This window comes from Aliidiomarina haloalkalitolerans (genome assembly GCF_003987315.1).
In the GTDB taxonomy this organism is placed as follows: domain Bacteria; phylum Pseudomonadota; class Gammaproteobacteria; order Enterobacterales; family Alteromonadaceae; genus Aliidiomarina; species Aliidiomarina haloalkalitolerans.
In genome coordinates, this window is record NZ_PIPI01000001.1 from 238,871 (window position 1) to 263,104 (window position 24,234).

Consider the following 24,234-nt stretch of genomic DNA (forward strand, 5'->3'; position numbering starts at 1 on the left):
GCTTGCGAGCTTGAACTGAGCTTGGACATTAGCGTTTGGGCCTTATAGTAAGTCCAATTGTTGTTGATCGTCGCGATGTTCCTGCTGCTGTTGTTGGCGCAGGAAGGCCTCGCGACGTTTTTGGCGTTGAGCGAGGAGCTTGAGAATCCGCGCTCGCTCAGCGGCAGGCTTATGGTGCCATTGAAAGCGTTCGTCGCGGGAGCGCAAACAGCCGCGACAATAGCCGCGCGGACCAGACTCACAAACGCCGATGCATGGGTTGGGAAGGTCGAACATCTCCAACTGGTCGGCCTGCTCAGAGGTCGCTGGCGCGTAAAGGAGGTCATTGAGGTCGGACTGACTCATCGTGTTTCCTCCGTTTGTTGTTGGCGATAAACCTGTGGGGCAAACCCCGTTATTTTCTTGAATAAGCGCGAAAAATAGTAGGGGTCTTCGAAGCCAAACGCAAGTGCAACTTGGCGTACCGACGCATTACTCTCGGTTAACATGGTTTCGGCGCCGCGAATTTTCATCTCATTAAAGTAGCGAAGTGGTGGCACACCGGTTACTTCGCGAAACTTCTTACTAAAATAGTAACGCGATAAGCCAGCAAAGTTGGCGAGATCATCAAGCTCTAAGGTGCGATGGCTGTTGTCGCGCATAAAACGGTCAAGCGCGGTTAAATTAAAGCCACCTTCGTGGCGCGCACTGTCTTTATTCAACAGGGGCAAGTCAGTAATTAGCTTACGCAACAAAGACGTAGCAAGCACTGCTCGCTCGAAGGTTAGACGTTGATGCTGCAGATTCAACAACGTATTGACGTCGGGTAACAGTGTTTGCCAACGCTGTAACGTTAACACGGGCGGCCGTTCAGCGGTGGTGGAAATCCCAATATAATCCATGAAGCGACTCGCATTTTTACCGGAGAAGTGCGCCCAGTAGATACTCCACGGTTGCTCGCGGTCACTATGATAGCTATGTGCAACACCTTGCTTTAAAAACAGCACTTGCCCGGCGGAAATACTACCTTGATGATTCTCGGTGCGATAAAAACCGCGACCCGCGTGACAAAAGATCAATAAATGGTCGGTATGCACGGTCCGTCGCACTCGATGGTCGAGCGCTTCTAAGTAGTGCCCATAAGCCACGGGAAACAAGTCCGCGGTCAGCGGATGCTGCGCAAGTTGTTCGATTAAACTCGGTGGCAGCAGTAAACGCGAACTACCAGCGAGTAGGGGCCAATCAGAGGGTTGACTCATAAAGTGAGCATCTCATCGAAAATAGCAATATTGTCCATCATACAGGCAATTTTATCGATTCTAAAGTGCGAGTGCATTTGGTCTAATGCAGGACACGTAAAACTACAATTTATTTACATCAGAAATGCATGTAGCAAGAGGTCAACATGGCTAGCAACAGCAAGAAAGTGAAGTTATTTATCGATGGTGAGTTTGTGGAGTCACAAGCCACTCAATATATTCCTGTGACCAATCCGGCCACTCAGGAAGTGATTGCCGAAGTTCCTTGCGCCACGCAAGCTGAAGTTGAGCAAGCCATTGCCAGCGCCAAAGCAGCATTTAAGACTTGGCGCGAAGTGCCAGTACCAGAGCGTGCGCGCGTCATGATGCGTTATCAAGCATTGTTAAAAGAACATCATGATGAAATCGCCGAAATCTTAGCGTTAGAAACAGGCAAAACCTTTGACGACGCAAAAGGTGATGTTTGGCGTGGTATTGAAGTGGTGGAACAAGCAGCGAATATTCCAGCGCTGATGATGGGCGAAACCGCTGAAAACGTAGCACGCGGCATTGACACCTATAGCTATATTCAGCCACTTGGCGTTTGCGCGGGTATTACGCCATTTAACTTCCCGGCGATGATTCCATTGTGGATGTTCCCAATGGCAATCGCATGCGGAAACACCTTTATTTTGAAACCGTCTGAGCAAGATCCATTGACGCCAACGCGTTTGGTTGAATTGTTCGAGCAAGCCGGTGCGCCAAAGGGTGTACTGCAAGTTGTGCACGGTGGTAAAGAGCAAGTTGATATCTTGCTAAAAGACAAAGACGTCAAAGCCTTGTCATTTGTTGGTTCGGTGCCGGTTGCTGAGTATATCTACCGCACCGGTACTGAACACCTGAAACGCGTACAGGCGTTTGCTGGTGCGAAGAACCACAGTGTGATTATGCCAGACGCTAACAAGCAGACTGTCATTAATAACTTGGTAGGTGCCTCTGTGGGCGCAGCCGGTCAGCGTTGCATGGCGATTTCAGTTGCCGTGTTTGTTGGTAAGTCGAAAGAGTGGATTCCAGAGCTTGCTGAGCAGTTAGCAAAAGTTCAGCCAGGTGCATGGGACAACAAAGACGCAGCCTACGGCCCATTAATTAGCCCGCAAGCGAAACAACGGGTTATTTCACTGATTGAGCAAGGCAAGAAAGAAGGTGCTGAGTGCTTAGTTGACGGCACGAACTGTGTCGTTGAAGGTTATCCTGACGGAAACTGGGTTGGCCCAACCTTCTTTAGCAAAGTCACACCAGAAATGACAATTTACCAACAAGAGATCTTTGGCCCGGTGTTATGCGCGGTCGAAGTTGAAACACTCGAAGAAGCCATTGCGTTAGTGAATGCGAACCCATTCGGTAACGGTACTTCAATTTTCACTGCCAATGGTGCTGCGGCGCGTAAATACCAGCATGAGATTGAAGTCGGTCAAGTGGGTATTAATATTCCAATTCCGGTGCCATTACCGTTCTTCTCATTCACCGGTTGGAAGAATTCGTTCTTTGGTGACCTGCATGCTTACGGCAAGCAAGCGATTCGTTTCTACACCGAAACTAAAACGATTACGGCGCGGTGGCCAGAAAGCGAAATCGACAATGGTCCGAACATGACAATTAAATTGCAATAATTCGGGAGCGTGGTTGTGAATTTTAATCTAACCGAAGACCAACAAGCCTACGTCGATACAGCTCGTGCCTTTGCTGAGAAGGAAATGGCACCGTTTGCAGGGCAATGGGACGCATACCATCACTTCCCAATTGAAGTTTTTCGCAAAGCTGGCGAAATGGGTTTCATGGGCATGTATACCCCGGAAAGTGCCGGTGGTTTCGGCATGTCACGTTTAGATGCGGCGCTAATTTTTGAGCAACTTGCCATGGGTTGTACCGCAACAACAGCGATGATGACCATTCATAACATGGTGAGCTGGATGATCGGCTCATTTGCCAAGCCAGAGGTTGCAGAGCACTGGTGTAGTCAGTTAGTGACCGGCGAAAAACTTGGTTCGTACTGCTTGACTGAGCCAGGTGCAGGTTCTGACGCTGCTAGCTTGCGCACAACCGCTAAGAAAGACGGCGACAGCTATGTGATTAACGGCTCGAAAATGTTTATTTCGGGTGCTGGCTCTACCGATGTCTTAGTGGTGATGGCGCGCACCGGCGGTGAAGGTGCTAAAGGCGTTTCCGCCTTTGTTGTTCCAGCGGACGCAGCCGGCATTCACTATGGCAAAGCCGAAGAGAAAATGGGCTGGAACGCGCAGCCAACTCGCTTGGTGACGTTTGAAGACGTGCGTATTCCTGCTGAGAATTTACTTGGTGAAGAAGGCGAAGGTTTCAAGTTTGCCATGATGGGCCTCGATGGCGGTCGCATTAACATTGCGGTCTGTTCGGTCGGTACTGCGCAAGCGGCACTGAACACTGCGCGTGACTACATGAACGAGCGTAGCCAGTTTGGTAAGCCAATTGCCGCATTCCAAGCACTGCAGTTTAAGCTCGCAGACATGGCGACTGAGCTGGTTGCAGCAAGGCAAATGGTGCGATTAGCCGCGTTTAAAGTCGACAGCAATGATGCGGATAAAACCGCTTATTGTGCGATGGCGAAACGTTTTGCTACCGACATTGGTTTCCAAGTTTGTAACGAAGCATTACAAATTCATGGTGGTTACGGTTATATCAAAGAGTACCCACTAGAACGGCATGTGCGCGATGTTCGTGTGCATCAAATTCTAGAAGGTACGAATGAAATCATGCGTCTAATTATCGCCCGGCGATTATTGGCGGATGGCGCAGCAGAGCTACTTTAAGTAGCTCTTTTGCGTTCTACGACCAACAAGATTGCCCAGTAAGGAGACGAATGCTTATGACCAAAACAAATTTGTTCGAGAATTACCAAATTGGTAACCCGGACGCTGTCGTGTTCGAAGAGATCGACACGGTGTCGGGGAAAAAAATCGGTTTAGCCCGTTTGAACTCTGAAAAGTCACTGAACGCGTTAAGCCTCGATATGATTTTGTTACTGACACCACAACTGCAAGCATGGCAAGCCGATGATGCAATTGCTTGCGTATGGTTGGAAGGTGCAGGTGAAAAAGCCTTTTGTGCTGGTGGCGATATCGTTGCTATGTATCATGCCATGGCAGCCATGCCTGAAGAGCCGGTGCAAGAAGTCGTGGACTTTTTCCACGCCGAATACCGCCTCGACTATTTGATTCAAACCTATCAAAAACCTCTGCTCGTTTGGGGTGACGGCTTTGTGATGGGCGGTGGTATGGGCTTAATGAATGGTGCCAGTCATCGGGTAGTCACCGAACGTTCACGGTTGGCGATGCCGGAAGTTAGCATTGGCCTTTATCCCGATGTTGGCGCGACTTACTTCCTCAGTAAAATGCCTGACAACATGGGCTTGTTCCTCGGTTTGACTGCCGCGCAAGTCAATGCAGCAGACGCGTTGTACCTCGGTATGGCCGACTTTGCAATTGCCAGTGATATGCGTGACAACACCTTACAAGCGCTGACCAATGCAAGCTGGAGTGACGATGTCGAGCTGAATTTAGCGACGCTAAGCGACACCTTGTTACAACGTAAGCTTAGCGACGACAAAATGCCTAGTGCGGACTTATATGACCGGCGGGAGTTAATTAGCAAGTTGATGACGGGCGAGGATATCCAAACGGTTGCCGCCCAGTTTTTAGCCTATGAAAGCGATGACAAGCTGCTCTCTCGGGGCCAAGCAACACTTGCTAACGGTTGTCCTCTTACCGCGCATATCGTTTGGCAACAACTGCAATTTGGTGGCGAGTTGAGTTTAGCCGATGCGTTCCGTTTGGAGCTTACCTTGTCCGTGAATTGTGCCGCGAAAGGTGACTTCCGCGAAGGGGTTCGAGCGTTACTCATTGATAAAGATCGCAACCCGAAGTGGAGCCATAATGGCATTGCTGATGTGCATGCAGATGATCTTGACGTGATGTTCAGTGCGCCATGGGGCGAAGGCGAACATCCATTACACGACTTAGATTAAGGAGCGAATGATGGCTCAGATCGGTTTTATCGGTTTAGGAAATATGGGCGGGCCAATGGCGACTAACTTGGTTAACGCCGGCTTCGCTGTGACGGTTTTTGATTTATCTGCCGACGCGCTTGAACGTTTACAAGCAGCCGGAGCTAAAGTTGCGGCAACCGCCGCAGACGCCGTTAAGCAAGCTGACATAGTCATTTCTATGTTGCCTGCAGACAAGCACGTACTGGGTTTGTATTTTGGCGAGCAAGGTATTCTGGACTCTATTCCGGCAGGGGCGCTCGTGGTCGATTCGAGCACTATTTCCGCTGAGTCAGCACGTGAACTTGCCGCAGGCATCACGGCAGCGGGTCGTCGCTTCATTGACGCACCTGTTTCAGGTGGCGTGGGCGGTGCCAAAGCGGGCACGTTAACGTTTATTTGTGGCGGTGAGCCAGCCGATATTGAAGAAGCTCGGCCAGTTCTTGAAAAAATGGGCAAGAATGTCTTTACCGCGGGCGGTCATGGTGCTGGCCAAGTGGCGAAAATCTGTAACAACATGCTGCTGGCTGTGCTGATGGCGGGGACTTCGGAAGCACTGCAGTTGGGCCGAGCCCATGGGCTTGACCCGAAAGTGCTATCGGATATTATGCTGCAAAGCTCGGGTCGTAATTGGACACTCGAAGTGTATAATCCGTGCCCAAGGGTCATGCCGAGCGTGCCGTCAAGCAATGACTACAATGGTGGTTTCTTGGTGGACTTAATGCTTAAAGATCTAGGATTAGCTGCGAAAACGGCAGCAAACACGAACTCAGCGACACCTATGGGACAGTTAGCGACTGAACTTTTCCGCCAGCACAGCGAAGCAGGTTGGGGTAGCAAAGATTTCTCGAGCATTTTTCAGTCGTTCGAACCGCAAGGAAAATAATTCATCATGCAAATTAAAGATTCTGTAATTGTTGTAACCGGTGGCGCTCAAGGTTTAGGGCGTTCAATGGCGGAAGATTTTGCCCGCCAAGGCGCTAAGCTAGCGTTGATTGACATGAATGCTGATATGCTAGCGGATGCCGCTGCTGAGTGCCAAAAGCTCGGTGCCGCAGACGTTCAAACCTATCAAGTGAATGTGACTGAAGAAGCTGCAGTTGAAACTGCATTCGCCGCAATTGATGCGCACTTTAATGGCCTTGATGTTTTGATCAACAACGCGGGTATTCTTCGTGACGGCATGTTGATTAAATACAAAGACGGTGAAATTACGCATAAAATGCCATTACAACAGTGGCAGTCAGTGATTGATGTCAACCTAACCGGTACGTTCTTGTGTGGTCGTGAAGCTTCGGCGGTCATGGCGAAGCGTGAGAAGAAGGGCGTGATTATCAATATTTCTTCGGTTGCTCGGGCAGGGAACATTGGTCAAACCAACTATGCAGCAACTAAAGCAGGTGTTGTGGCAATGACGGTCACTTGGGCGCGCGAATTAGGTCGTTTTGGTATCCGTTGTGCAGCCATTGCGCCGGGCTTTATTGAAACGCCAATGACTGCGCAAATGAAACCGGAAGCGGTTGAACGTGCATTGGCCATGGTGCCGCTGCGCCGTTGGGGACAACCGGCTGAAATTGCTCACTCAGCACGCTATATTATTGAAAACGACTTTTTCAGTGGTCGCGTGATTGAAATTGATGGCGGCGTTCGACTCTAAAACCTCACTATAGTGCGCCAACCAAGAAGTGATTGGCGCACTTACACCTTCACGGAGTGACTCATGGAATTTTGGACCGACTTCTTTGCAAGCTTCGAGATTTCCCGCTCCACCGCACGATTGTTAGCCAGCTCGGTTGTTTTAATTGCTGGTGTCTCGATTCTGCGCTTTCTACTCGGCCGCTTTATTCGCAAGAGCGTTAACTCGTCTGAACTTCGCCAACGCTGGTTAGTACAATCGCGTAACGGCTTACTGCTGTTTTTACTGCTCGGCCTGATGATGATCTGGGCCAGTGAGCTTCGTACCTTTGCGTTGTCGATTGTTGCGATTGCCGTCGCCTTCGTGGTGGCGACGAAAGAGTTAATTCTTTGTCTGACCGGCTCGATTGTGAAGTCAGCTGGAAGCTCGTTTAATATTGGCGATCGCATTCAAGTCAAAGACTTTCGTGGCGACGTGGTCGATCAGAACCTGCTGACGACGACGATTCTCGAAGTGGGGCCAGGCAAACTCTCGCACCAACGTACCGGACGTATGACGGTTATTCCGAATGCGTTGTTTGTGTCAGAAGCGGTAATTAACGAGAGTTATACCCACGATTGGGTGTTACATGTGTTCACTGTGCCATTTAAGCGCGAAGAGAATTGGAAGCTAGCCAAGCAAGCGATTCTTGATACCGCGAATCAATATTGCGCGCCCTACCTCGAAGACGTGCGGCGTTATATGAAGAAGAAAAGTGAACAACGCGGCCTTGAATCACCTTCGGTTGACCCGCGTGTGACGTTGCAAGTTGCCACCGCGGGTGAAATTCACCTCGTGGTACGGATTCCGGTAAAGGCAGGGCAGCGCAGCTTTATTGAGCAGTCAATTCTGACCGACGTATTCGTCAATTATAATTTTGCCCCAGCAGCCGCCAACAGCGCGCCGGCAACAAAAGAATAGTTTTGAGGGAGCAATAGCCCCCTCTTTTTTACATTAAGGTTTGCGCAACCAGCGTCCATTGACGTGAACATATTGTCCGGGTGGAGTGCGGTCAATTGCGCGTTGGCCAGCAAGGACTTCAACCTCTGCGACTGCGATATTATTACGCTGGGCAATTGACGTGTACTCCGCGCGTCTGGCTGAGTTAATCAGGCGCACGATTTGTTCAATGCGAGCATCGCTTTCTTCATTGACAGCACCGAGATAGCCGGTTTCGGTTTCGCCCACTAAGCCGTCACGTTTTGCATCTGGCAGAGCCGACATGGCTTGTTGCAAAGTCATGTTGTTCGCTTGTGCATAAACTGGCTGACTGAGCACAGCACTGGTTGTAAATCCTATACTAAGTAGGACAACACTGAATAGCGCGGTGCGTAAAACTGTATTTAATGACATCGTCAATCTCCTTAAAATAATCCGCTCGATTCGCTGAATAGCTCATCAAGTTCACGCGCCACTCGAATGTAGATCTCATGCTCAATTTTTACATTAAGATTAATCGTAATTGGCTCTTGTGGTGCCGCAACCTGAACAGTTGGGGTACATGCAGAGAGCATGAGGGAACTCAAAATCAGCGCGCCTACGCTGAGTCGAGTTGTACTTTGTTGTTGCATACGTGGCTCCTTGTGTAGCTTCACTTTACTTTTGTCGTAACAGTCGTCTTTGCAGACGTTCCTCGATGATTTGATTCACTTGGTTCGTCAATTGCATACTCGTAATCAATGCCGGCAAGTTCTCTTGGAGTACCACATTCAAGTGAACCGGACGACCGCCTTCGACACTGGGGTTTTGACCACGTAAACTCATTTGAAGTTCCAGAGTTCCGTCCTCGTCGTAACTTACTGTGCCAGAAAGTAAATCATAATGAAAATCTTCCAAGATACCTAGTAAAGTTTGCATTGAGCGATTCGTGGCAGCAAAACCAGTGAATTGTTCACTCTGGTAACGCAATGCTCCACCTGGAGGCAATGCGTTAATTACACCGTTAGCAACTGAAAAACCACGTTCAGACCAGCGAACTGGAACGACACCGGATAATAACCCACTACCATTGAAATCGGATACTGGATATTGTGTCAGCAATGTCGCCAAATTCACGGCATGCAATTCAACCGGTAAAACGAGCGCTGTTTCGTTGAGGTCATAGGTTTGGTTGGCTAAACGAACAATACCGTCAAACAGATGAATTTGATTATCATGCAAGGTCAAAAGGCCAGTCGTTGGTGCCTCGAGCTGAGCCTGATAATCGAAACTAGCTTCTATTGGCCCGATATTAAAACCTTGCTGGAGTGACAATAGCCGCAAGGAATCGGTGCTGACGCTTAAGTTGTCACCGTTTAGATTAACTTGCAGCGCTGTATTTAAGCCTCGGAAGGCAGCTGTGTCATAGATACCAACAATATCGGCGAGATTCACAGTCGCGGCTATCTGTAAACGGTTACCCGCTATACTCGTATTGTCCGTTTCACGAATGGGAAGCTGTGCTTGCCCACTGGCTTGCAGACGTCCGCGCTCGAGCGTCATTAGTTCTGGCCAGTCGCGCAAGATTGCAGTAAGCGGATTGCCCGCAATCAAAAAGATATCTTGCAGCCGCCAGTCGACGGTTAGGTCAGACTGTGACGATATGAGTGCGGCAAGATCAAAGCTAGATTCAAATTCGACGCCAAAGCCAGTTTGAGTTTCGGCCAGTCCTTTGACACTTGTGTGTTGCTCACCTTGTTGTCGGCTATGTAGTTGACTGTGCTGTGTACTTTGATGTTGCGACTGGAGCGCAGGGCGGGCGATGTCCAGCTCTAATTGCCAGGCTTGTGGCAACAATGCTGGGTGTTCGAGATTGGCACTCGTGATATTTAGCTGCCCGTGGAAAAGACTATTTAAGAGCTGGTCAGTCTGTACGGTCAGCTGGTCAAACACAGCGGTCATTTCAACATGCTCGGCGTACGTTTCGTTGTCGAGGCTGACCTTGTCGGCGGCAACACCGACTTGTAATGGCTGCGTAAACTGCAATGGCATCGCGGTTTCTTGACCTTGCGCAATGGCCCATAACTGAGCGAGTGACATGGACCACTCACTGACCGAAGACAAGGAAGCATTACTCATCATTTCAGCAGCAAATTCGAAGGGGTGGATATTCAATGCCACGCTGAGGTTGGCCTCGTCAAGGGCACGCGTGATTAACTCGTTAATCTGGATGCTGGGTGACTGTACCAATTGTTCTGTCAGTGACCGCCAGGATTTTTGCCACAATACCGACTCGCTGCGAGCAAGCATATCGATGTTGATGGGGCTTGATACTTGAATCGGCAAATCGAGTGCGGAATTCACGTCGTCAGCGGACGCTCGGAGCTGTAACTTGTACTGTTGCTGCAAATAGGGCTGCCAATTCGGCTGCAAGTGCGGGTGCAAGCTCGCCAATGCAGAGCTCTCGTCGCCGTCGGTGGCGTTATGCCTGTTTGTTTGCGTGATTGCAGACGGCGCACGCCAGTTGATCTGAATGAGCGTTTCAGTCGACTCGGTGATCTGCTGACGGAGCGAGCTGACTAGGTTCAGTTCCGGAACTGCATTGGGGTTCAACCAAGGGATGCGAGCGGTTAACGCAACATCGACTGTGGTGTTGGTGAGCCATGTCGGCAGCTGAGTCAGTTGTTGCTGCCAACTTGCCGTGCTTTCCGTAGGTTTTTTTGCCAGGGCTGAGGGCTCGTTTGCCCGCGCTGAGGGCTCTTGAAATAAAGCAAAGGTAGTGAAGTGGCCTAAATGCCAGTCCTTGGTAACTTGATGAATCGGCGTTCGTTTTTGTTGCCACGGTTTAAGTTCGTGGACAAAGGCGAGGTCGAGATCTATCGCTGTTGGTGTCAATCGCAACTGCAAGGGTTTGCTTAGCAACTGCGGCTGTTGCCAGAGCATATCGAGAGCAAAATCTTGCTCAGGGCTAGTTGTTAACTTGACGTCGAGCAAAGGCCCATGTGATACCAGTGCAAGGGAGTTGGTATTACTACTGGTGTAAGGCTGAAGTTGGACCCGCGCATCGAACGACTGGGTATCGGCCTGTTGCAGCTGACTATTTTGTACAACATTCAGCACACCATTCAGCACAAAATGGCAGAAGGTTGGTGTTCGAGCTGCAGTTTGCTCGGCTTGACAGGGAAATGTAAGCTGGAAGTGGTCAAGCTGGAAGCGCCAATTCGCGTCCACATAAGGTAGCTGTGCAAGCATTTCCTTAACTGACGCATGATTCATAGGAGCTGTACTGCCTGGATTCATCAACCAATGCTGCCAAGCATCAACATCTGTGATTGCCGCTAGGTTACCAGCAAGCTCACTAAAAGCGCTCGCATCGTGGTCATCACTCGCTGTGAACGAAGGTTGACTGGTGATAAGTTCAAAAGGCGACACAGGTAAATGGATCTGCGGGTTGACGACAACAACTTCATGGAGAAGTGGGGCACTTAACCAAGGGCGACCTTGCCAACGATACTGTAGGCTGATCTCGCGGCTATTCAAATTCACCGCCATTGCTTGCGCAGGCAGTGTATACTGAGATGAATCTTGGATTGTGACCTGAAAGGCAACGTCTTGAAGCCTTAGGGTATTTTGCGAAAACTCGCGCACCGACCAGGTTAAATGTTGAATGCCTGCGGCTTGTAACTGACTTTGGAGTGTATGTTGCAACCAAAGAAAGCCAATAAAAGCTGAGGTGAGAAAGAAAGCCAAGACTGCCGCAGCTGCACGGGCAACACGCCAACGCAAACGGGTTTTACGATGTTTATTTACCTTGGTTTGTTCGGGCTGTGGCGGCGATGAATCGGCCTTACGGGTCATGATGTTAAGTCTCAAACAATTGAGTAGTATACAATAGTTGCTTCACTCGTGAACGGCAACGGCTTTTCGGTAAAGGACATGTTTTGGTGATAAACAGCATGAAAGTGACAACGGAAGCAGCAATTCAGCAAACTGCAACTTGGGTTCAGGACGTGATTGTAAAGTACAACTTTTGTCCCTTTGCGCGTCCCGAAGTTGAGCAAGAAAAAATACGCTATCAGGTCGTTGCATCAAATAAACTTGATGAAGCGCTAATGGCTTGTATTCAGGAATGTGAGTGGCTCGATCAGCACCCAGAAACGGAAACAACGTTACTGATATTGCCATATGGGTTCCAGCGCTTTGAAGACTTTTTAGAGCTTGTTGATTACGCCAATGAATTACTGGAAGTGCAGGGTTATGAAGGCGTGTATCAGCTTGCGACATTTCACCCAGACTACGTTTTCGCTGACACAGATGCGGATGATGCAGCGAATTATACCAACCGAGCGCCGTTTCCTATTCTCCATTTACTGCGGGAAGCAACACTCGAAAAAGTTCTAGCTGAATACAAAGATCCAGAGACAATTCCAGAACGCAACATTGAGTTTGCGCGGCGCAAAGGTGCAGATTTTTTCATGAATATTTTACAGCGGATTATGGACGGCACCAGCCATGGGCAAGCACCTAAGGATAAACCATGACAGACACGGCTCATATGCATTTGTACGAAGAAATCATGTTATTAGCCCTGTGTGAACAAAAAGGAACGATTAGCAGTGGCTATGTGGGGTATGCGGTTGCTGCAGCAGTGATCGCTGAGTTGATGTTGCAACAACGGATTACTGTGGCTGACGGACGGCGGAAGTATGTTGAGTTGATCGATTCGACAGCGAGTGATGATCCCTTACTAAACGAGTGTATGGAGAAAATTAAATCGTCGAAACGGCCGAAAGTCCTGCGGACTTGGGTGAATGAACTGGCTCACCTCAAAGATATTCAACACAAAGTGGCACGCAACCTCGCAGAACATGGCGTGGTTAGTGCCGATGAAGAAAAAGTCATGTGGCTCTTTACCCGTCGTGTCTATCCTGAAGTCAATCCGCAACCTGAACAGGAGCTGCGGCAACGCATGCGCGCGGCGGTACTAGAAGAGCAGGATAGCAGTACTATTGACGCCCGCACCGTGATTATCATTGCCCTGTGTCAAGGTGCTCGATTGTTGAGTCAGGTGTTTTCAGCACGCGAACTGCGCCAGCATCGTGACCGAATTAAACAGCTCGTGAAAGGGAACGTACTCGGTGACGCGGCACGCGAAGCGGTACAAGCGGTTGAAGCAGCGATTATGGTTGCGGTCATGATTCCGGCAATTACCGTCGCTACAACATGAATAGGATTCATGTTGCTTGGCTATAAAAGTGAATAAGATTCATGAAAGGGTGATGTCATGCATAAATTAGTTGGACTCGCTGCATTTGCGTTGTTCTTGTCGGCCTGTGGCGGCCAGCCACCGCTCACCGAGGCAGAGCAAGTGACGCGCTATATCGAGCAAGAGGTAAAACGTAATAGTCGAGGACTTAACGCCTTAGTTGCCGCCGCTGAGGAAACTGAATTTGATTCGCTTACCTGGCGTCACGGTGAACGAATTCAATTACGCGTGCGTGAAGCGGGCGAATTTCGAACCGTTGAAGACGGTGATGCCGGTGGCGTGATTGCTGCGGCGGTTGCCAATAATGTTCCCAGTTTCAGTATTGTGCGCTATGAGGACAACTGGCTCGTGGTGTTTCGTAATTATCTCAGCGACCATTGCCAAGCGGTCTATGCGTACGCCATGTTTGGCCCAACCGATAACTTAGACTTGTGTACACTGGAGTTCGTTGCCGAACAGCCGAACGGACAGTGCTACTCGCCAATTGAGGGGCAGTGGTCGGTGTTTAAAGAGTGGTTTTTCGCCGAGGCCTTTGTAGATGCAGGTAACCCGGTTTGTAATGAAAAAGCTGACTTAGGATGGCGAGCTGAAGCAATTCGCTCAAACTAATTTTCCGCACTGGAAAATAATATGTTGACATAGTGGAAAGTAATCGCTATTGTTTCATAACTTTCCGTTATGGAAAGTTAAATGGCGAAACTTAGTTGGAGAAGCCCACATGAATCAACAATCGAATCAGCAGAATGAGCGCAACGCCACAGATCAATCTGACTCAGCGACGACGAACAGCAGCAGTGATCTGCAGGCACAGCGCGAAGCCGCTGTTGCGGCACTAAACCTAGTGAAAGAAAAAAAGAAAAGTATCGTTAAACATTTACATTTGCCGTGGTGGCAAGACCCTGTGATCGGGCTATTAATGGCTATGCTCGTTATTCACCATGCAGCGCCGATGCCGTATGACATTATTATCGTTGCGGTCGGGTGTATTGGTATGGTGCTGGTCTTGCGTCATTACACCAATCAAGCGCTGTGGGTTTCCGGCTGGCGTCGCGGTAAAACCCGCAAGTTGTCTTATGCGTTCTTTGTGATTTACCTTATTCATCTGTTCGGGAGTATGTGGTTGAACAGTCAAGGCCATCAATGGATCATTCCGGTCAGCGCTGTATCGATCTTTGTGATTGCGCAGATCTATGGACGCGTGTGGATGTCAACTTGGCGCAAGGAAATGGAGGCTGAAGATGTCGGCTGAACTTGATCCGGTTATTCATCCGGTGCATCGATTACAAATCTGTGCGTTATTAGCCAATGCTGATGAAATGGAATTTGCCTTGCTGCGGGACGAACTGGGTGTTTCCGACTCGGTATTGTCGAAGCAATTGAAGTATTTAGATGATGCCGGCTATTTGACCATTCGCAAAGTCCCGAGCACAGGACGCCCACGGAGTTGGTATAGCTTGAGTAAAGACGGGCAATGCGCCTTTCAAAAGCATCTTGACGCGTTGCGGATTATTGCGGCTCTGGCGACTTAACAGAGGAATGGATTAAAAGTATGCGTAAGTTACCACCGTTAAATGCTTTACGCTCATTTGAGGCAGCAGCTCGACATTTGAGCTTTACTAAGGCAGCAGAAGAGCTCTTTGTGACCCAAGCGGCAGTTAGTCATCAGGTCAAAGCGCTTGAGGATTACCTCGGTATCGCTTTATTTTTAAGACGCAATCGTGCTTTGTTACTGACCGAAGCCGGTCAAGGTTACTACCTTGAGATTCGGCAGATGTTTGAGCAGTTAACGCTGGCAACGTCGAAAATTATGTTGGCGAGTGAACAAGGTTCGTTAACTGTTTGTGTGCCGCCAGGCTTTGCCATTCTCTGGTTGGTGCCGCGGCTGAGTCGTTTTCATGAACAGCATCCGGAAATTGATGTGCGTTTAAAAGCAGTTGACGAGATTACTGGGTCGCTTACCGATTATGTTGATATTGCCATTTATTATGGCCGCGGCAGTTGGCCAGGCGTGAAATCGTATCGGTTACATAAAGAGTTTCTCATTCCAGTCTGCTCACCACTGTTATTACAGGGGCCAAAACCTTTAAAAACGCCGGCGGATTTAAAACAACATACGTTGCTGCATGATGAAACTCGCAATGCGTGGCGCGAGTGGTTTGCACTGGTTGCAGAAGAGCCGCCAGCGAAAAAGTCAGGTCCAGTGTTTTCTCATTCTGCATTGGCTTTAAAAGCCGCAGTGCATGGGCAGGGAATTGCCTTAGCCAATAGCGTGTTGGCGAAGCCCGAATTGGACAGTGGCCATTTAGTAAAAGTCTTTCCGCAAGCCTTGCCAACGAATGATGCGTTTTTCATGGTCTGTCGTGAATCGCAAGCGGATATTGGCAAGGTGGCACGGTTTCGCGACTGGTTGCTGAGTGAGGTAGCTCTCGACGAAGAGTTAGATCGAACAGAAAACCAAGGGCAGTATCAATGAGCTTAATTGTCTTCGCGCACGGTGCTGGAGCCGGGCCAGAAAGTGACTTTATGCAGGCAATTTTAGCGAAGCTAGAAGAAAAAGGTCATAAAGTACACACATTTGCCTTTCCTTACTGGCAAAAAGTGCTCGAGAGTGGTAAAAAGCGCCCTCCTGATCGCGCGGCAGTTCTGGATCAGAGTTTCATTGCTGAAGTGCAGAAGGCACAAGCGCGTTTTCCTGGTGAAGCACTCTTTTTACTCGGCAAATCGATGGGGTCGCGTTCAGCGTTTCGGATTGCGGATACAGTACAAGCGCAAGCTGCCATTGCTTTGGGATTTCCATTTCATCCGCCAGGTAAGCCAGAGAAGGACCGAACAGCCGAGTTATTTAACTCCCGTATGGCGAATCTAGTCATTCAAGGTACCGCAGACCCGTTTGGCAAACAGGCGGTGGTGAATGCAAAGTCGCTACCAGCACAATTAATGCTGAGATGGCTCGAGCGCGGCAATCATGATCTCGTTGCGGCGAAGGCTACGGGCATGACGACAGACCAATGTTGGCAGCAAGTTAGCGATTGGGTCGACGAATTTATTCAGCAGCGCAAAGCGCTGTAAAACAAGTAAGGTAAAGTTAATTATGGCGGTTTTATTATATTGTCGTGCGGGTTTTGAAGCCGAGTGCGCTGCCGAAATTCAAGAACGGGCAGGTGCGCTTGGTGTGTATGGCTATTGTAAAGCGCAGCCAGACTCTGGGTTAGTCACTTACGAATGTAAGCCTGAAGAGGGCGATCACATCGCTCGTAAAATACCTGTGAGTTCACTAATTTTTGCTCGCCAGCTTTTTGCGCGCGTTGCCGACCTCAATGACTTGTCGGTCGATGATCGTGTTGCGCCTATGGTTGCGGCTTTAAAAGACACGCAATTGTGTGGTCGTTTGTGGATTGAAACGACCGATACTAATGATGGCCGGGCACTCTCAGCGTTATGCAAATCAATTACCAAGCCATTGACTGTGGCGTTGCAGACAGAAGGCATTTTGGCGACCAAAGAAATTACCAATCGCCCAGTTTTGCATGTTTTGTTCCGCAGTACCCACTCAGTTGTGCTGGGTTATTCCTACTCGTACAATCATTCACCTTTCCCAATGGGCATTCCACGCATTCGGACGCCAAAAGGTGCACCAAGTCGCTCGGCGGCTAAGCTTGCTGAAGGCTTTAAGGTGATGATCCCAGAGGCGGAATATGAGGCGCGCGTGAGTTCTGGTATGAATGCGGTCGACTTAGGCGCTTGCCCCGGCGGATGGACTTCAGTGTTGGTTTATTACGGCATGATGGTTAGTGCCGTCGACAATGGGGCAATGGACGCAGGATTAATGGAAACGGGCCAGGTTAAACACTTTCGGGAAGATGGTTTTAGCTTTTTACCAAAAAAGCGCAATGTGCGTTGGTTGGTCTGCGATATGGTCGAGAAACCGGTGCGCGTGGCACATTTAATGGCCGATTGGTTCATTGGTGAATGGTGTCACGATGCCATGTTTAACTTAAAGCTGCCGATGAAGAAGCGTTACGCAGCTGTTCGCCAATATATGGATGCCATTCACGAGCGCTTGGCTGAAGCCGAAGTACGTGGTTACGAGCTAACAGCCAAGCACTTGTATCATGATCGTGAGGAAATCACTGTTTACTTGCGCAAGAAGTTAAAAACATAACAACAAGTCTATCTCGCTGCTGCTAAGCCGATAGACTGGGTTTGCCACAAAGGCAAAAATTCAGTAAACCTGCTCGCAGCGGCACGCTCAATGCTTACAATCTCCGGTTAATTTTCTGGAGATATGCAGCATGAATCGAAAGTCTTCTGTTTTACGTTTTGTTCTACTCAGTTTCGCGGTCGCTTGGTTGAGCGCCTGCGCTTCTGCGCCTTCGTCCAAACCAGTGAATACCACTCAGGTTGGCTTTGTTGAAGAGGGTATTGCTTCATTCTACGCAAATAAATATCAATTTCGGACGACCGCCAATGGCGAACGTTTTAATCAGTTCGCAAGCACTGCAGCCCATAAAACACTTCCGTTTAACTCGCGGGTGCGCGTTACCAATCTCGATAATGGTAAGTCGGTCATTGTGCGCATTAACGATCGCGGCCCATTTATTGAAGGCCGTATCATTGATTTGTCGCGCTCCTCATTTAGTGAAATTGCGGACACCAGCGCCGGTCTTGCGCGGGTTCGTATTGAAGTGGTTCCGTAACAGTTTGATACAACAACATGCTTGACTAAATTTGGCGAGAGCTAAATACTCTTGTCGATGCTGTGCGCTGTGCGCTGTGTTCTGAGTGGGCGGCAATTTTTGGTCGAACTTACCGCGACCCAGCAGCTTTTAAATTTATCGAAGGAATGGTCATGAAAAAAGTTTTAAGTATGTTGCTGCTAAGCATTGCCTTGGTGAGTTTTTCGACGTTTGCTCAAGCCGACACAATTCACAAGAAAACTGACGTTGAGTCAATGATGAAAATCATGCAAGCGGAAGGGTATACCGTTGAGATCGACGAAGACGGTGATATTTTGTGGCGGATTGATGGGTTTGCAACGTATATCCTGATTCCAGCACACGGTGAAATGGTTCAGTTTTATGCGATTTTCACCGATAGTGATGAAAATACCCCAGAAAAAATTAATCAGTGGAACCGTTCAAAAAGCTACTCACGCTCGTATTGGACCGTTGACGGCCATCCGGTGTTAGAGCTCGACCTTGATTTTGCTGGCGGCGTTACTGAGGCACGCATCAAAGACTACTTAATGACAGCGCGCCTCTCGTTCGCGACTTGGATTAACGAAGTTCTACTTTAATTTTTACCTTCATTTTGCGAAGGCTGAATCCGTTGGATGAGGCCTTCGACACCTAGCTCATTACGAAAATGCACGTCGATCTGATTAAACGCGATTTCAATTCCAGCTTTACGGAAGCGCCGGTCAATTTCGCGATTGACAGCATCAATCGTTGGGTTGCGGTCAGAGAGACCACCGACATGCATCCGCAACTCGTGATCTAACGTGCTTTCACCAAAGGATAAGAACAGCACTTGTGGCGCTGGCTCTTTCAGAACTCGCGGCTCTTGGTCGGCTATTTCGAGTAGGATTTTACGCGTCTTCTCGAGATCAGAACCATAGGCAACACCGACTTTAACGGTAATGCGAGTAATGGTGTTACTGAGTGACCAGTTCACAAATTGACCGGTTATAAAACTGCGGTTAGGTACTACAATATCGCGACGGTCAAAGTCGGTGATGACGGTTGCACGAATCTTAATTTTTGAGACTCGACCCGACAAGTTATTCAGAGTCACGATGTCACCAACCCGGACAGGACGCTCGAAAAACAAAATTAAACCACTGATAAAGTTCCCGAAGATCTCTTGTAAGCCAAAACCCAAACCAACAGTTAAACCTGCTGCCAACCACTGCAATTGCTCCCATTTCACGCCTAAGACGCCAAACACGGATACAATCGCAATACTAATAAGGACATAGTTCGTGAGCGAGGTCACCGCGTAAGACGTTCCCATTTCCAGTTTTAAACGTGATAGGAAGACAACTTCAAGTAGACCGGGAAGGTTACGAATCAGGACGATACTCACCATAATAATAAAGAACGCGGACACTAACGCACCGATGCTCACCGGAATAAAATCAATGCCTTGCTCGCTGTCCCAGATGTACTGGCTATCGAGGTAGTGCAGTGCGCTTAGTGCATCTGACCATACGGCAAAGAGGATGAAGCTAAAGAGCACGAGTAAAAAGAACCGGCCAAGTCGCAGCGACTGAGCTTGGGCTTCTTCAATATCTGTGTAATCCCGTGCCGGTGTTTTAGCGGGTTCTGCATTCTCAATATCTTGGTCGGCAATGTTTTCTTGTTGGGCTAGTTCAGCCAACTCGATGTCGCGCTGTTGGATGAGCTTTTGACTCGATAATTGAATGGCTCGCCGAACGCTAGCCTCGAGGATAACCCAGCTGCTCATGACATAGAAAGTGGCTAAATAATAGCCACTTAACCGCAGGGCGGTGTAGTAGTAGCCGCTGAATACCATCCACACCAAACTGAGCGGTAACACGATGACGGCAGCAGCAATGAGGCGGTGCACAAACACAGAATGGTACAAGGTCGGTAAGCGTTTAAATAACCAGAGGCTAATTGCAACGAGATACACAGACGCAATGAATAAACTGAGCGAGCCAACGACGTCTTGCGCATACAGGCTGGTCTGCTGGTTGGCAAAAGCGAGAATGACGGTTAGCGGTAATAAGGCGACTGCGAATAGTTCAATGTAACGCTTAAGCAGGAGGCAAGTGGGCGCAGGCCATTGGAAAAATGCTTGGGCAACACCGTCGGGGCGCAATATTTTGCGTAAAAAACTGATGGCAAAAAGTGCGAACGCAAGGGCGGTAAATACTTTTTGTGGCTGTAAATGCTCGGTCGCCTCGTCACTGCCAATAAACTGGCCAATCAGTAGCAACGCTAAGGAAGCTGGCGCCACATACAAAGCAACCTTAATTAGGGCGGCTGCGATTAACCATGGTGGCGCTATTTGTTCGGTGCTTTGTATTTGTGTTTGTTGATTGTTTAACAAGACTTGAATACGCCCGCGTTGGCTCAAAAGTACGACGAGCAATACGAGTAAAAGGAGCGCTGTTAAATTCGGACGTAGTTCACTATGATGCAGCATAGTCGTTAACGACTGTTGCATGCGTTGACCTTGACGTTGCAACTGATCAGGCATGGTCGCAAACCAAGCGGCATTTAAGCGCGGATTACTCGGTGTCCAGAAAAGAAATTCTTCAAGTTCTAGAGCGAAGGCTTGAACCTCGATTTGCAGCTCTTGTTGCAAGCGCATATAAGCGACGAGTTGGTCGATACGGCTCTGTAGTTCTTGCTGTTGTTCAATCAGTGCAGGCATGGCTTGCGCCGATGCGGTGCGAATTTCACGCTGTAAATAAAATGAATCGAGGCGTAATTGCGCTAGTTGATCGTTAAAATCTTGTCTTGCAACTCGTGGTAGCGCTGCTCGCTGTTCTTGCAGTACCCGGTGAAGTAATTGGCTACCTGACAGAGCGGTGTATTGTGCTGAGAGGTCAGTTCGATTGTCACGTAACTCTTGTAACTGATATTGCAGCCGCTCAATTTCTGTATTTAACTGGGCGCTTGTAATCGCCTGTGGTTGGGCTGTTATTTGTTCAGTGGTCGTGTGAGCTGCCGCAGTTGATAACGTCGCGATTAGCGCGACTGATGCCGCCAAGACCAGCATAACCACACGGATTACCCGAGACCAGCAAGTGATGGAACGAGGCCCAGACAAGACCCAAACGCGGGAAGTTTGTTGCATAAAAATCAACTCGTTATCTAACAGAATACACCCATAAAGAGTACTTCGATTCTGGCGCTATTGCTAGATTTTACTCGTAATAGCAGAGGCAAAGCTTATTTGTGTGCTTATTAGTCGATGGGCGGAAACAAAAAAGCCACAGCATTGAACTGTGGCTTTGGGGTACGAGCGCAGCAAGACTTACAGGCGATCTAGAATCGCTTGGGTAAAGTCAGTCGTGCCGTGGCTGCCGCCAAGATCACGTGTTGTGCGGTCACCAGACTCAATCACATCGCGCAGTGCAGCTAAGATTTTTTGTGCCTGTTCTTGCATACCTAAATGCTCAAGCATTTGAATTGAAGCAAGAATCACTGAGCTTGGGTTGGCGAGGTTTTGTCCTGCGATATCTGGCGCTGAGCCATGGACCGCCTCGAAAATTGCACAGTCGGGGCCAATGTTCGCACCTGGTGCCATGCCTAAGCCACCCACTAAACCTGCACAAAGGTCAGAAATAATGTCGCCAAACAGGTTGGTTGTCACGATGACGTCAAAGATTTCAGGCGTCATCACGAGCTTCATGCAGGTTGCATCAACGATCATTTCTTCGAATTGAATGTCAGGGTAGTTTTGTGCAACTTCACGCGCGACAGCCAAGAACATGCCTGACGTGGTCTTCAAGATATTGGCTTTATGCACAGCGGTGACTTTCTTGCGGTTTTCACGACGAGCGAGCTCAAATGCGAAACGGACAATACGCTCACAGCCTGAACGAGTAACACGGCTCATGGCTTCAGCTTCGCTGCCGTCTTCCTTGGTGGTTTGCCCAAGGCCAGAATACATGCCTTCGGTATTTTCACGCACGGTAATAATGTCGATATTTTCGTAGCGCGCTTTGGTGCCTTTGAAGCTATTGACCGGACGGACATTGGCATACAAACCAAACTGTTTACGGAGGGTGACGTTGATCGAGGTGAAACCACCGCCAACTGGGGTCGTAAGTGGACCTTTCAGGGTTATGCCGTTGCGCTTGATTGCATCAAGCGTGGTCGCTGGCAGCAACTCGCCGTGCTTTTCGAGCGCGACGAGGCCTGCGTCGGCATACTCATAGGTGAAGTCACAGCCGGCTTTATCCATAATTTTTACTGCTGATTCGATAATGTCCGGTCCGATTCCATCACCCGGGATAACCGTAATTGTTCTGCTCATGCCACAACCCTTTTATAAAACATAGATAGACTGACGACGCCGACCGCACTGAGGTTGCATTGATTGGGGCGCACTGATTGGGGCGCATTCAATGCTTGCCATCGGCGAGAAATTTAGCCGTAGTTTATACCATTTTTCCGTTGCTCAAACTAGCGAAAGCAGTACGACTATAGTCGGTATAACGTCGCGAAATGAGGGTTAACGAGTTGTTACTTGGTGATTATTTCAGTGGGCCAAATTCGACTTCATAGGCGGTTTCACCCCACGCGAAAAGCTCATTGTCAGTGAACAATAACGGTGTGGTTTCATCGCGTGTGGTAATACCGTCGGATTTCACGTGATGGGTACGGTAAAATAAGATCAGCACGTTGCGGCCATCTGAGGCCGCCCGTGCTTCACTGATATCGGGCGGGCCGAGCAAGCGCAAGACTTCATCGCGACTGGTACCGATTTTTAAGCGGCCAATGTACTTACGATTGAAGATCTCGCGCTCACGCCAAGTCATGGTTTCTGGGTTTGCGGTATAAAAATGGAGAATGCCACCGGCCACAACGGCGTAGATGACAAACCCAATCAAAGCAATCAGAAACCCTTTCTTCACGGCTTACCCTTTAATAACTTCGTAACAAGGTTGGTATTTTGTACCACCTGGAAGCTTCATGCGATCCTGCTTAACGAAAGATTGCAGCAGTTCGTCGAGTTCTGCCATAAATTCCGGCTCGCCAGAGATTTTATACGGACCGTGTTTACGAATTTCGCGTAATCCAGGCTCTTTCACATTACCTGCGACAATGGCCGAGAAGGCCCGTCGTAAATCGGCGGCTAATTGCTCTTTCGGTTGATTGCGGTGCAAGTTTAGCTTGGCAACGTTTTCATGAGTTGGCTCAAACGGTTGCTGGAACGGCTCTTCAATGTGCAGTGTCCAGTTGAAGTGGTAAGCGTCACCGCTTTCCTGACGATAACGTTTCACTGCAGCCATACCGGTTTGCACATGCTGAGCAACTGCTTGGGCGTCATTGATAATGATTTTGTAGTACTTGGTCGCTGCTTCGCCAAGAGTATTGGAAATAAACGTATCGAGATGCTCAAAGTAAGCTCGAGCACTTTCCGGGCCGGTTAAAATGACCGGCAGCTCTTGGTCTTTATTGCTCGGGTGCATGAGAATACCCAGCAAATACAACAGTTCTTCAGCGGTGCCTGCACCACCTGGGAAAATAATGATGCTATGGGCACAACGAACGAACGCTTCGAGACGCTTTTCGATGTCTGGCATGATGACCAGCTCATTCACGATCGGGTTCGGCGGCTCGGCAGCGATAATACCTGGCTCAGTGAGGCCAAAATAGCGTGCATCTTTAATGCGTTGTTTGGCATGACCGATGGTGGCACCTTTCATTGGGCCTTTCATCGCACCAGGACCACAGCCTGTACAGACATTGAAGGCGCGTAATCCAAGCTCGTAACCAACGACTTTGGTATATTTGTATTCGTTTTCTGAGATGGAGTGACCACCCCAGCAGACAACCATGTCAGGTTCTTGAATTGACTTCACAACGCCAGCATTGCGCAATATGTCAAAGGTGACGTGAGTGAGGTGACGCGTGCTCATATTGACAAGCACGTCGTGCGGGTAACGTTCGCCGACAAATAGAATATCGCGCAACACAGCTTCCACGTGTTCACGAATACCAACGATCAGTTCACCGTCGACAAAAGCCGATGCCGGTGGATTAATGAGTTCTAATTTGACGCCTCGTTCGCGGCGTAATACGTTCACTTCGAAGTCTTGAAACTGGTCAAATATTTCCGCACTGTTGTCGGTGTGGCTACCCACGTTCAAAACTGCAAGAACACAGTTGCGAAATAACTTATATAGCGGACTGTCGGTTGATTGTTGTAACCGATCAATCTCGATTTGTGAAAGCAGCGACATGCTGCCTTGGGGTGATAATGAAATTCTCATATTCTCGTTCTACTCCTCGCCACTCTTGAAAGTGAGTGGTTCATTCCATTGTCTATTCATTTTTTTATTTAACACGTAAGAGTACGCAGCTTTGGGCCAAATAATCAA

General features: G+C 48.9%; 25 protein-coding genes. 16 read left to right on the forward strand and 9 right to left on the reverse strand.

The genetic code is table 11. The features are described from left to right. Positions 1–42: 42 nt before the first annotated feature. Entirely contained in the window at positions 43–345 is a 303-nt protein-coding gene (locus tag CWE06_RS01110) for a DUF1289 domain-containing protein (protein WP_126790464.1), read from the reverse strand. Then, positions 342–1,238, reverse strand: coding sequence for an AraC family transcriptional regulator (locus CWE06_RS01115; protein ID WP_126790465.1), 897 nt, complete (start codon positions 1,236–1,238; stop codon positions 342–344). Before CWE06_RS01115 ends, CWE06_RS01110 begins: the two co-directional genes overlap by 4 nt. 146 nt (positions 1,239–1,384) lie before the next feature. Here CWE06_RS01115 and CWE06_RS01120 point away from each other — a divergent pair, with 146 nt between their 5' ends. From CWE06_RS01120 to CWE06_RS01145, 6 genes are all read left to right on the forward strand, one after another. Continuing rightward, positions 1,385–2,887: a CoA-acylating methylmalonate-semialdehyde dehydrogenase gene (locus tag CWE06_RS01120; protein ID WP_126790466.1), complete on the forward strand. Its 1,503-nt coding sequence runs from the start codon at positions 1,385–1,387 to the stop codon at positions 2,885–2,887. 15 nt (positions 2,888–2,902) lie between these two features. Beyond that, positions 2,903–4,060 carry an acyl-CoA dehydrogenase family protein gene (locus tag CWE06_RS01125; protein ID WP_126790467.1) on the forward strand — a complete coding sequence of 386 codons (1,158 nt, stop codon included), beginning with the start codon at positions 2,903–2,905 and terminating at the stop codon, positions 4,058–4,060. Between the two features lie 56 nt (positions 4,061–4,116). Continuing rightward, the gene (locus tag CWE06_RS01130) at positions 4,117–5,274 is read left to right on the forward strand and encodes an enoyl-CoA hydratase/isomerase family protein (protein WP_126790468.1); all 1,158 of its coding nucleotides are present in this window, start codon (positions 4,117–4,119) and stop codon (positions 5,272–5,274) included. Between the two features lie 10 nt (positions 5,275–5,284). Then, positions 5,285–6,178 carry a 3-hydroxyisobutyrate dehydrogenase gene (gene mmsB, locus CWE06_RS01135; protein ID WP_126790469.1) on the forward strand — a complete coding sequence of 298 codons (894 nt, stop codon included), beginning with the start codon at positions 5,285–5,287 and terminating at the stop codon, positions 6,176–6,178. A 6-nt stretch (positions 6,179–6,184) separates the two neighbouring features. Then, positions 6,185–6,949, forward strand: a complete 765-nt coding sequence (locus tag CWE06_RS01140; RefSeq protein WP_126790470.1) for an SDR family oxidoreductase — start codon at positions 6,185–6,187, stop codon at positions 6,947–6,949. 63 nt (positions 6,950–7,012) lie between these two features. After that, entirely contained in the window at positions 7,013–7,888 is an 876-nt protein-coding gene (locus tag CWE06_RS01145) for a mechanosensitive ion channel domain-containing protein (protein ID WP_126790471.1), read from the forward strand. Positions 7,889–7,921: 33 nt separating this feature from the next. On the opposite strand, the gene CWE06_RS01150 is transcribed toward CWE06_RS01145, so the two are convergent. The 3 genes from CWE06_RS01150 to CWE06_RS01160 are packed head-to-tail and all read right to left on the reverse strand — an operon-like array spanning position 7,922 to position 11,743. Further along, positions 7,922–8,320 (reverse strand): YdbL family probable chaperone protein, encoded by a 399-nt coding sequence (locus CWE06_RS01150; RefSeq protein ID WP_126790472.1) that lies wholly within the window; start codon positions 8,318–8,320, stop codon positions 7,922–7,924. An 11-nt stretch (positions 8,321–8,331) separates the two neighbouring features. Beyond that, positions 8,332–8,538: a YnbE family lipoprotein gene (locus CWE06_RS01155; protein ID WP_126790473.1), complete on the reverse strand. Its 207-nt coding sequence runs from the start codon at positions 8,536–8,538 to the stop codon at positions 8,332–8,334. 25 nt (positions 8,539–8,563) lie between these two features. Beyond that, positions 8,564–11,743, reverse strand: a complete 3,180-nt coding sequence (locus CWE06_RS01160; RefSeq protein WP_126790474.1) for an intermembrane phospholipid transport YdbH family protein — start codon at positions 11,741–11,743, stop codon at positions 8,564–8,566. Between the two features lie 98 nt (positions 11,744–11,841). Between CWE06_RS01160 and CWE06_RS01165 the strand changes: the two genes are divergently transcribed. The 10 genes from CWE06_RS01165 (at position 11,842) to CWE06_RS01210 (ending at position 18,447) form a co-directional block, all read left to right on the forward strand. Next, positions 11,842–12,426, forward strand: a complete 585-nt coding sequence (locus CWE06_RS01165) for a DUF1415 domain-containing protein (RefSeq protein ID WP_126790475.1) — start codon at positions 11,842–11,844, stop codon at positions 12,424–12,426. Next, positions 12,423–13,112, forward strand: a complete 690-nt coding sequence (locus tag CWE06_RS01170) for a GOLPH3/VPS74 family protein (RefSeq protein ID WP_126790476.1) — start codon at positions 12,423–12,425, stop codon at positions 13,110–13,112. The genes CWE06_RS01165 and CWE06_RS01170 overlap by 4 nt, the downstream gene beginning before the upstream one ends. Positions 13,113–13,169: 57 nt before the next feature. Beyond that, positions 13,170–13,760, forward strand: a complete 591-nt coding sequence (locus CWE06_RS01175; protein ID WP_126790477.1) for a hypothetical protein — start codon at positions 13,170–13,172, stop codon at positions 13,758–13,760. Between the two features lie 109 nt (positions 13,761–13,869). Next, a complete protein-coding gene (locus CWE06_RS01180; protein WP_126790478.1) occupies positions 13,870–14,400 on the forward strand; it encodes a hypothetical protein in 531 nt (176 codons plus the stop codon). After that, positions 14,390–14,680, forward strand: coding sequence for a transcriptional regulator (locus CWE06_RS01185; protein ID WP_126790479.1), 291 nt, complete (start codon positions 14,390–14,392; stop codon positions 14,678–14,680). Before CWE06_RS01180 ends, CWE06_RS01185 begins: the two co-directional genes overlap by 11 nt. A 20-nt stretch (positions 14,681–14,700) precedes the next feature. Then, complete coding sequence (locus CWE06_RS01190; RefSeq protein WP_126790480.1) at positions 14,701–15,624, forward strand: transcriptional regulator GcvA; 924 nt, start codon at positions 14,701–14,703, stop codon at positions 15,622–15,624. After that, entirely contained in the window at positions 15,621–16,220 is a 600-nt protein-coding gene (locus tag CWE06_RS01195) for an alpha/beta family hydrolase (protein ID WP_126790481.1), read from the forward strand. Before CWE06_RS01190 ends, CWE06_RS01195 begins: the two co-directional genes overlap by 4 nt. 22 nt (positions 16,221–16,242) lie before the next feature. Then, entirely contained in the window at positions 16,243–17,313 is a 1,071-nt protein-coding gene (rlmM, locus tag CWE06_RS01200; RefSeq protein WP_126790482.1) for a 23S rRNA (cytidine(2498)-2'-O)-methyltransferase RlmM, read from the forward strand. 130 nt (positions 17,314–17,443) lie between these two features. Then, positions 17,444–17,848, forward strand: coding sequence for a septal ring lytic transglycosylase RlpA family protein (locus CWE06_RS01205; RefSeq protein ID WP_126790483.1), 405 nt, complete (start codon positions 17,444–17,446; stop codon positions 17,846–17,848). Between the two features lie 152 nt (positions 17,849–18,000). Beyond that, on the forward strand, positions 18,001–18,447 hold the full coding sequence (locus CWE06_RS01210; RefSeq protein WP_157981104.1) for a YbjN domain-containing protein: 447 nt from the start codon (positions 18,001–18,003) through the stop codon (positions 18,445–18,447). Here CWE06_RS01210 and CWE06_RS01215 read toward each other — a convergent pair. The 4 genes from CWE06_RS01215 to ppnN all read right to left on the reverse strand — a co-directional run bounded on the left by CWE06_RS01215 (position 18,444) and on the right by ppnN (position 24,126). After that, positions 18,444–20,978, reverse strand: a complete 2,535-nt coding sequence (locus CWE06_RS01215; RefSeq protein ID WP_126790485.1) for a mechanosensitive ion channel domain-containing protein — start codon at positions 20,976–20,978, stop codon at positions 18,444–18,446. The two genes, CWE06_RS01210 and CWE06_RS01215, sit on opposite strands and share 4 nt — an antisense overlap. Positions 20,979–21,158: 180 nt before the next feature. Continuing rightward, positions 21,159–22,163, reverse strand: a complete 1,005-nt coding sequence (locus CWE06_RS01220) for an isocitrate dehydrogenase (protein WP_126790486.1) — start codon at positions 22,161–22,163, stop codon at positions 21,159–21,161. A gap of 220 nt (positions 22,164–22,383) precedes the next feature. Continuing rightward, positions 22,384–22,764 (reverse strand): DUF3192 domain-containing protein, encoded by a 381-nt coding sequence (locus tag CWE06_RS01225; RefSeq protein ID WP_126790487.1) that lies wholly within the window; start codon positions 22,762–22,764, stop codon positions 22,384–22,386. 3 nt (positions 22,765–22,767) lie between these two features. Then, positions 22,768–24,126 carry a nucleotide 5'-monophosphate nucleosidase PpnN gene (ppnN, locus tag CWE06_RS01230; RefSeq protein ID WP_126790488.1) on the reverse strand — a complete coding sequence of 453 codons (1,359 nt, stop codon included), beginning with the start codon at positions 24,124–24,126 and terminating at the stop codon, positions 22,768–22,770. Positions 24,127–24,234: the final 108 nt, after the last annotated feature.

Coding starts and splice junctions, on each gene's coding strand:
- CWE06_RS01110 (WP_126790464.1), bottom strand. CDS start 345: ATGAGTCAGTCCGACCTCAATGACCTCCTTTACGCGCCAGCGACCTCT.
- CWE06_RS01115 (WP_126790465.1), bottom strand. CDS start 1,238: ATGAGTCAACCCTCTGATTGGCCCCTACTCGCTGGTAGTTCGCGTTTA.
- CWE06_RS01120 (WP_126790466.1), top strand. CDS start 1,385: ATGGCTAGCAACAGCAAGAAAGTGAAGTTATTTATCGATGGTGAGTTT.
- CWE06_RS01130 (WP_126790468.1), top strand. CDS start 4,117: ATGACCAAAACAAATTTGTTCGAGAATTACCAAATTGGTAACCCGGAC.
- mmsB (WP_126790469.1), top strand. CDS start 5,285: ATGGCTCAGATCGGTTTTATCGGTTTAGGAAATATGGGCGGGCCAATG.
- CWE06_RS01140 (WP_126790470.1), top strand. CDS start 6,185: ATGCAAATTAAAGATTCTGTAATTGTTGTAACCGGTGGCGCTCAAGGT.
- CWE06_RS01145 (WP_126790471.1), top strand. CDS start 7,013: ATGGAATTTTGGACCGACTTCTTTGCAAGCTTCGAGATTTCCCGCTCC.
- CWE06_RS01150 (WP_126790472.1), bottom strand. CDS start 8,320: ATGTCATTAAATACAGTTTTACGCACCGCGCTATTCAGTGTTGTCCTA.
- CWE06_RS01155 (WP_126790473.1), bottom strand. CDS start 8,538: ATGCAACAACAAAGTACAACTCGACTCAGCGTAGGCGCGCTGATTTTG.
- CWE06_RS01160 (WP_126790474.1), bottom strand. CDS start 11,743: ATGACCCGTAAGGCCGATTCATCGCCGCCACAGCCCGAACAAACCAAG.
- CWE06_RS01165 (WP_126790475.1), top strand. CDS start 11,842: ATGAAAGTGACAACGGAAGCAGCAATTCAGCAAACTGCAACTTGGGTT.
- CWE06_RS01170 (WP_126790476.1), top strand. CDS start 12,423: ATGACAGACACGGCTCATATGCATTTGTACGAAGAAATCATGTTATTA.
- CWE06_RS01175 (WP_126790477.1), top strand. CDS start 13,170: ATGCATAAATTAGTTGGACTCGCTGCATTTGCGTTGTTCTTGTCGGCC.
- CWE06_RS01180 (WP_126790478.1), top strand. CDS start 13,870: ATGAATCAACAATCGAATCAGCAGAATGAGCGCAACGCCACAGATCAA.
- CWE06_RS01185 (WP_126790479.1), top strand. CDS start 14,390: ATGTCGGCTGAACTTGATCCGGTTATTCATCCGGTGCATCGATTACAA.
- CWE06_RS01190 (WP_126790480.1), top strand. CDS start 14,701: ATGCGTAAGTTACCACCGTTAAATGCTTTACGCTCATTTGAGGCAGCA.
- CWE06_RS01195 (WP_126790481.1), top strand. CDS start 15,621: ATGAGCTTAATTGTCTTCGCGCACGGTGCTGGAGCCGGGCCAGAAAGT.
- rlmM (WP_126790482.1), top strand. CDS start 16,243: ATGGCGGTTTTATTATATTGTCGTGCGGGTTTTGAAGCCGAGTGCGCT.
- CWE06_RS01205 (WP_126790483.1), top strand. CDS start 17,444: ATGAATCGAAAGTCTTCTGTTTTACGTTTTGTTCTACTCAGTTTCGCG.
- CWE06_RS01210 (WP_157981104.1), top strand. CDS start 18,001: ATGAAAAAAGTTTTAAGTATGTTGCTGCTAAGCATTGCCTTGGTGAGT.
- CWE06_RS01215 (WP_126790485.1), bottom strand. CDS start 20,978: ATGCAACAAACTTCCCGCGTTTGGGTCTTGTCTGGGCCTCGTTCCATC.
- CWE06_RS01220 (WP_126790486.1), bottom strand. CDS start 22,163: ATGAGCAGAACAATTACGGTTATCCCGGGTGATGGAATCGGACCGGAC.
- ppnN (WP_126790488.1), bottom strand. CDS start 24,126: ATGAGAATTTCATTATCACCCCAAGGCAGCATGTCGCTGCTTTCACAA.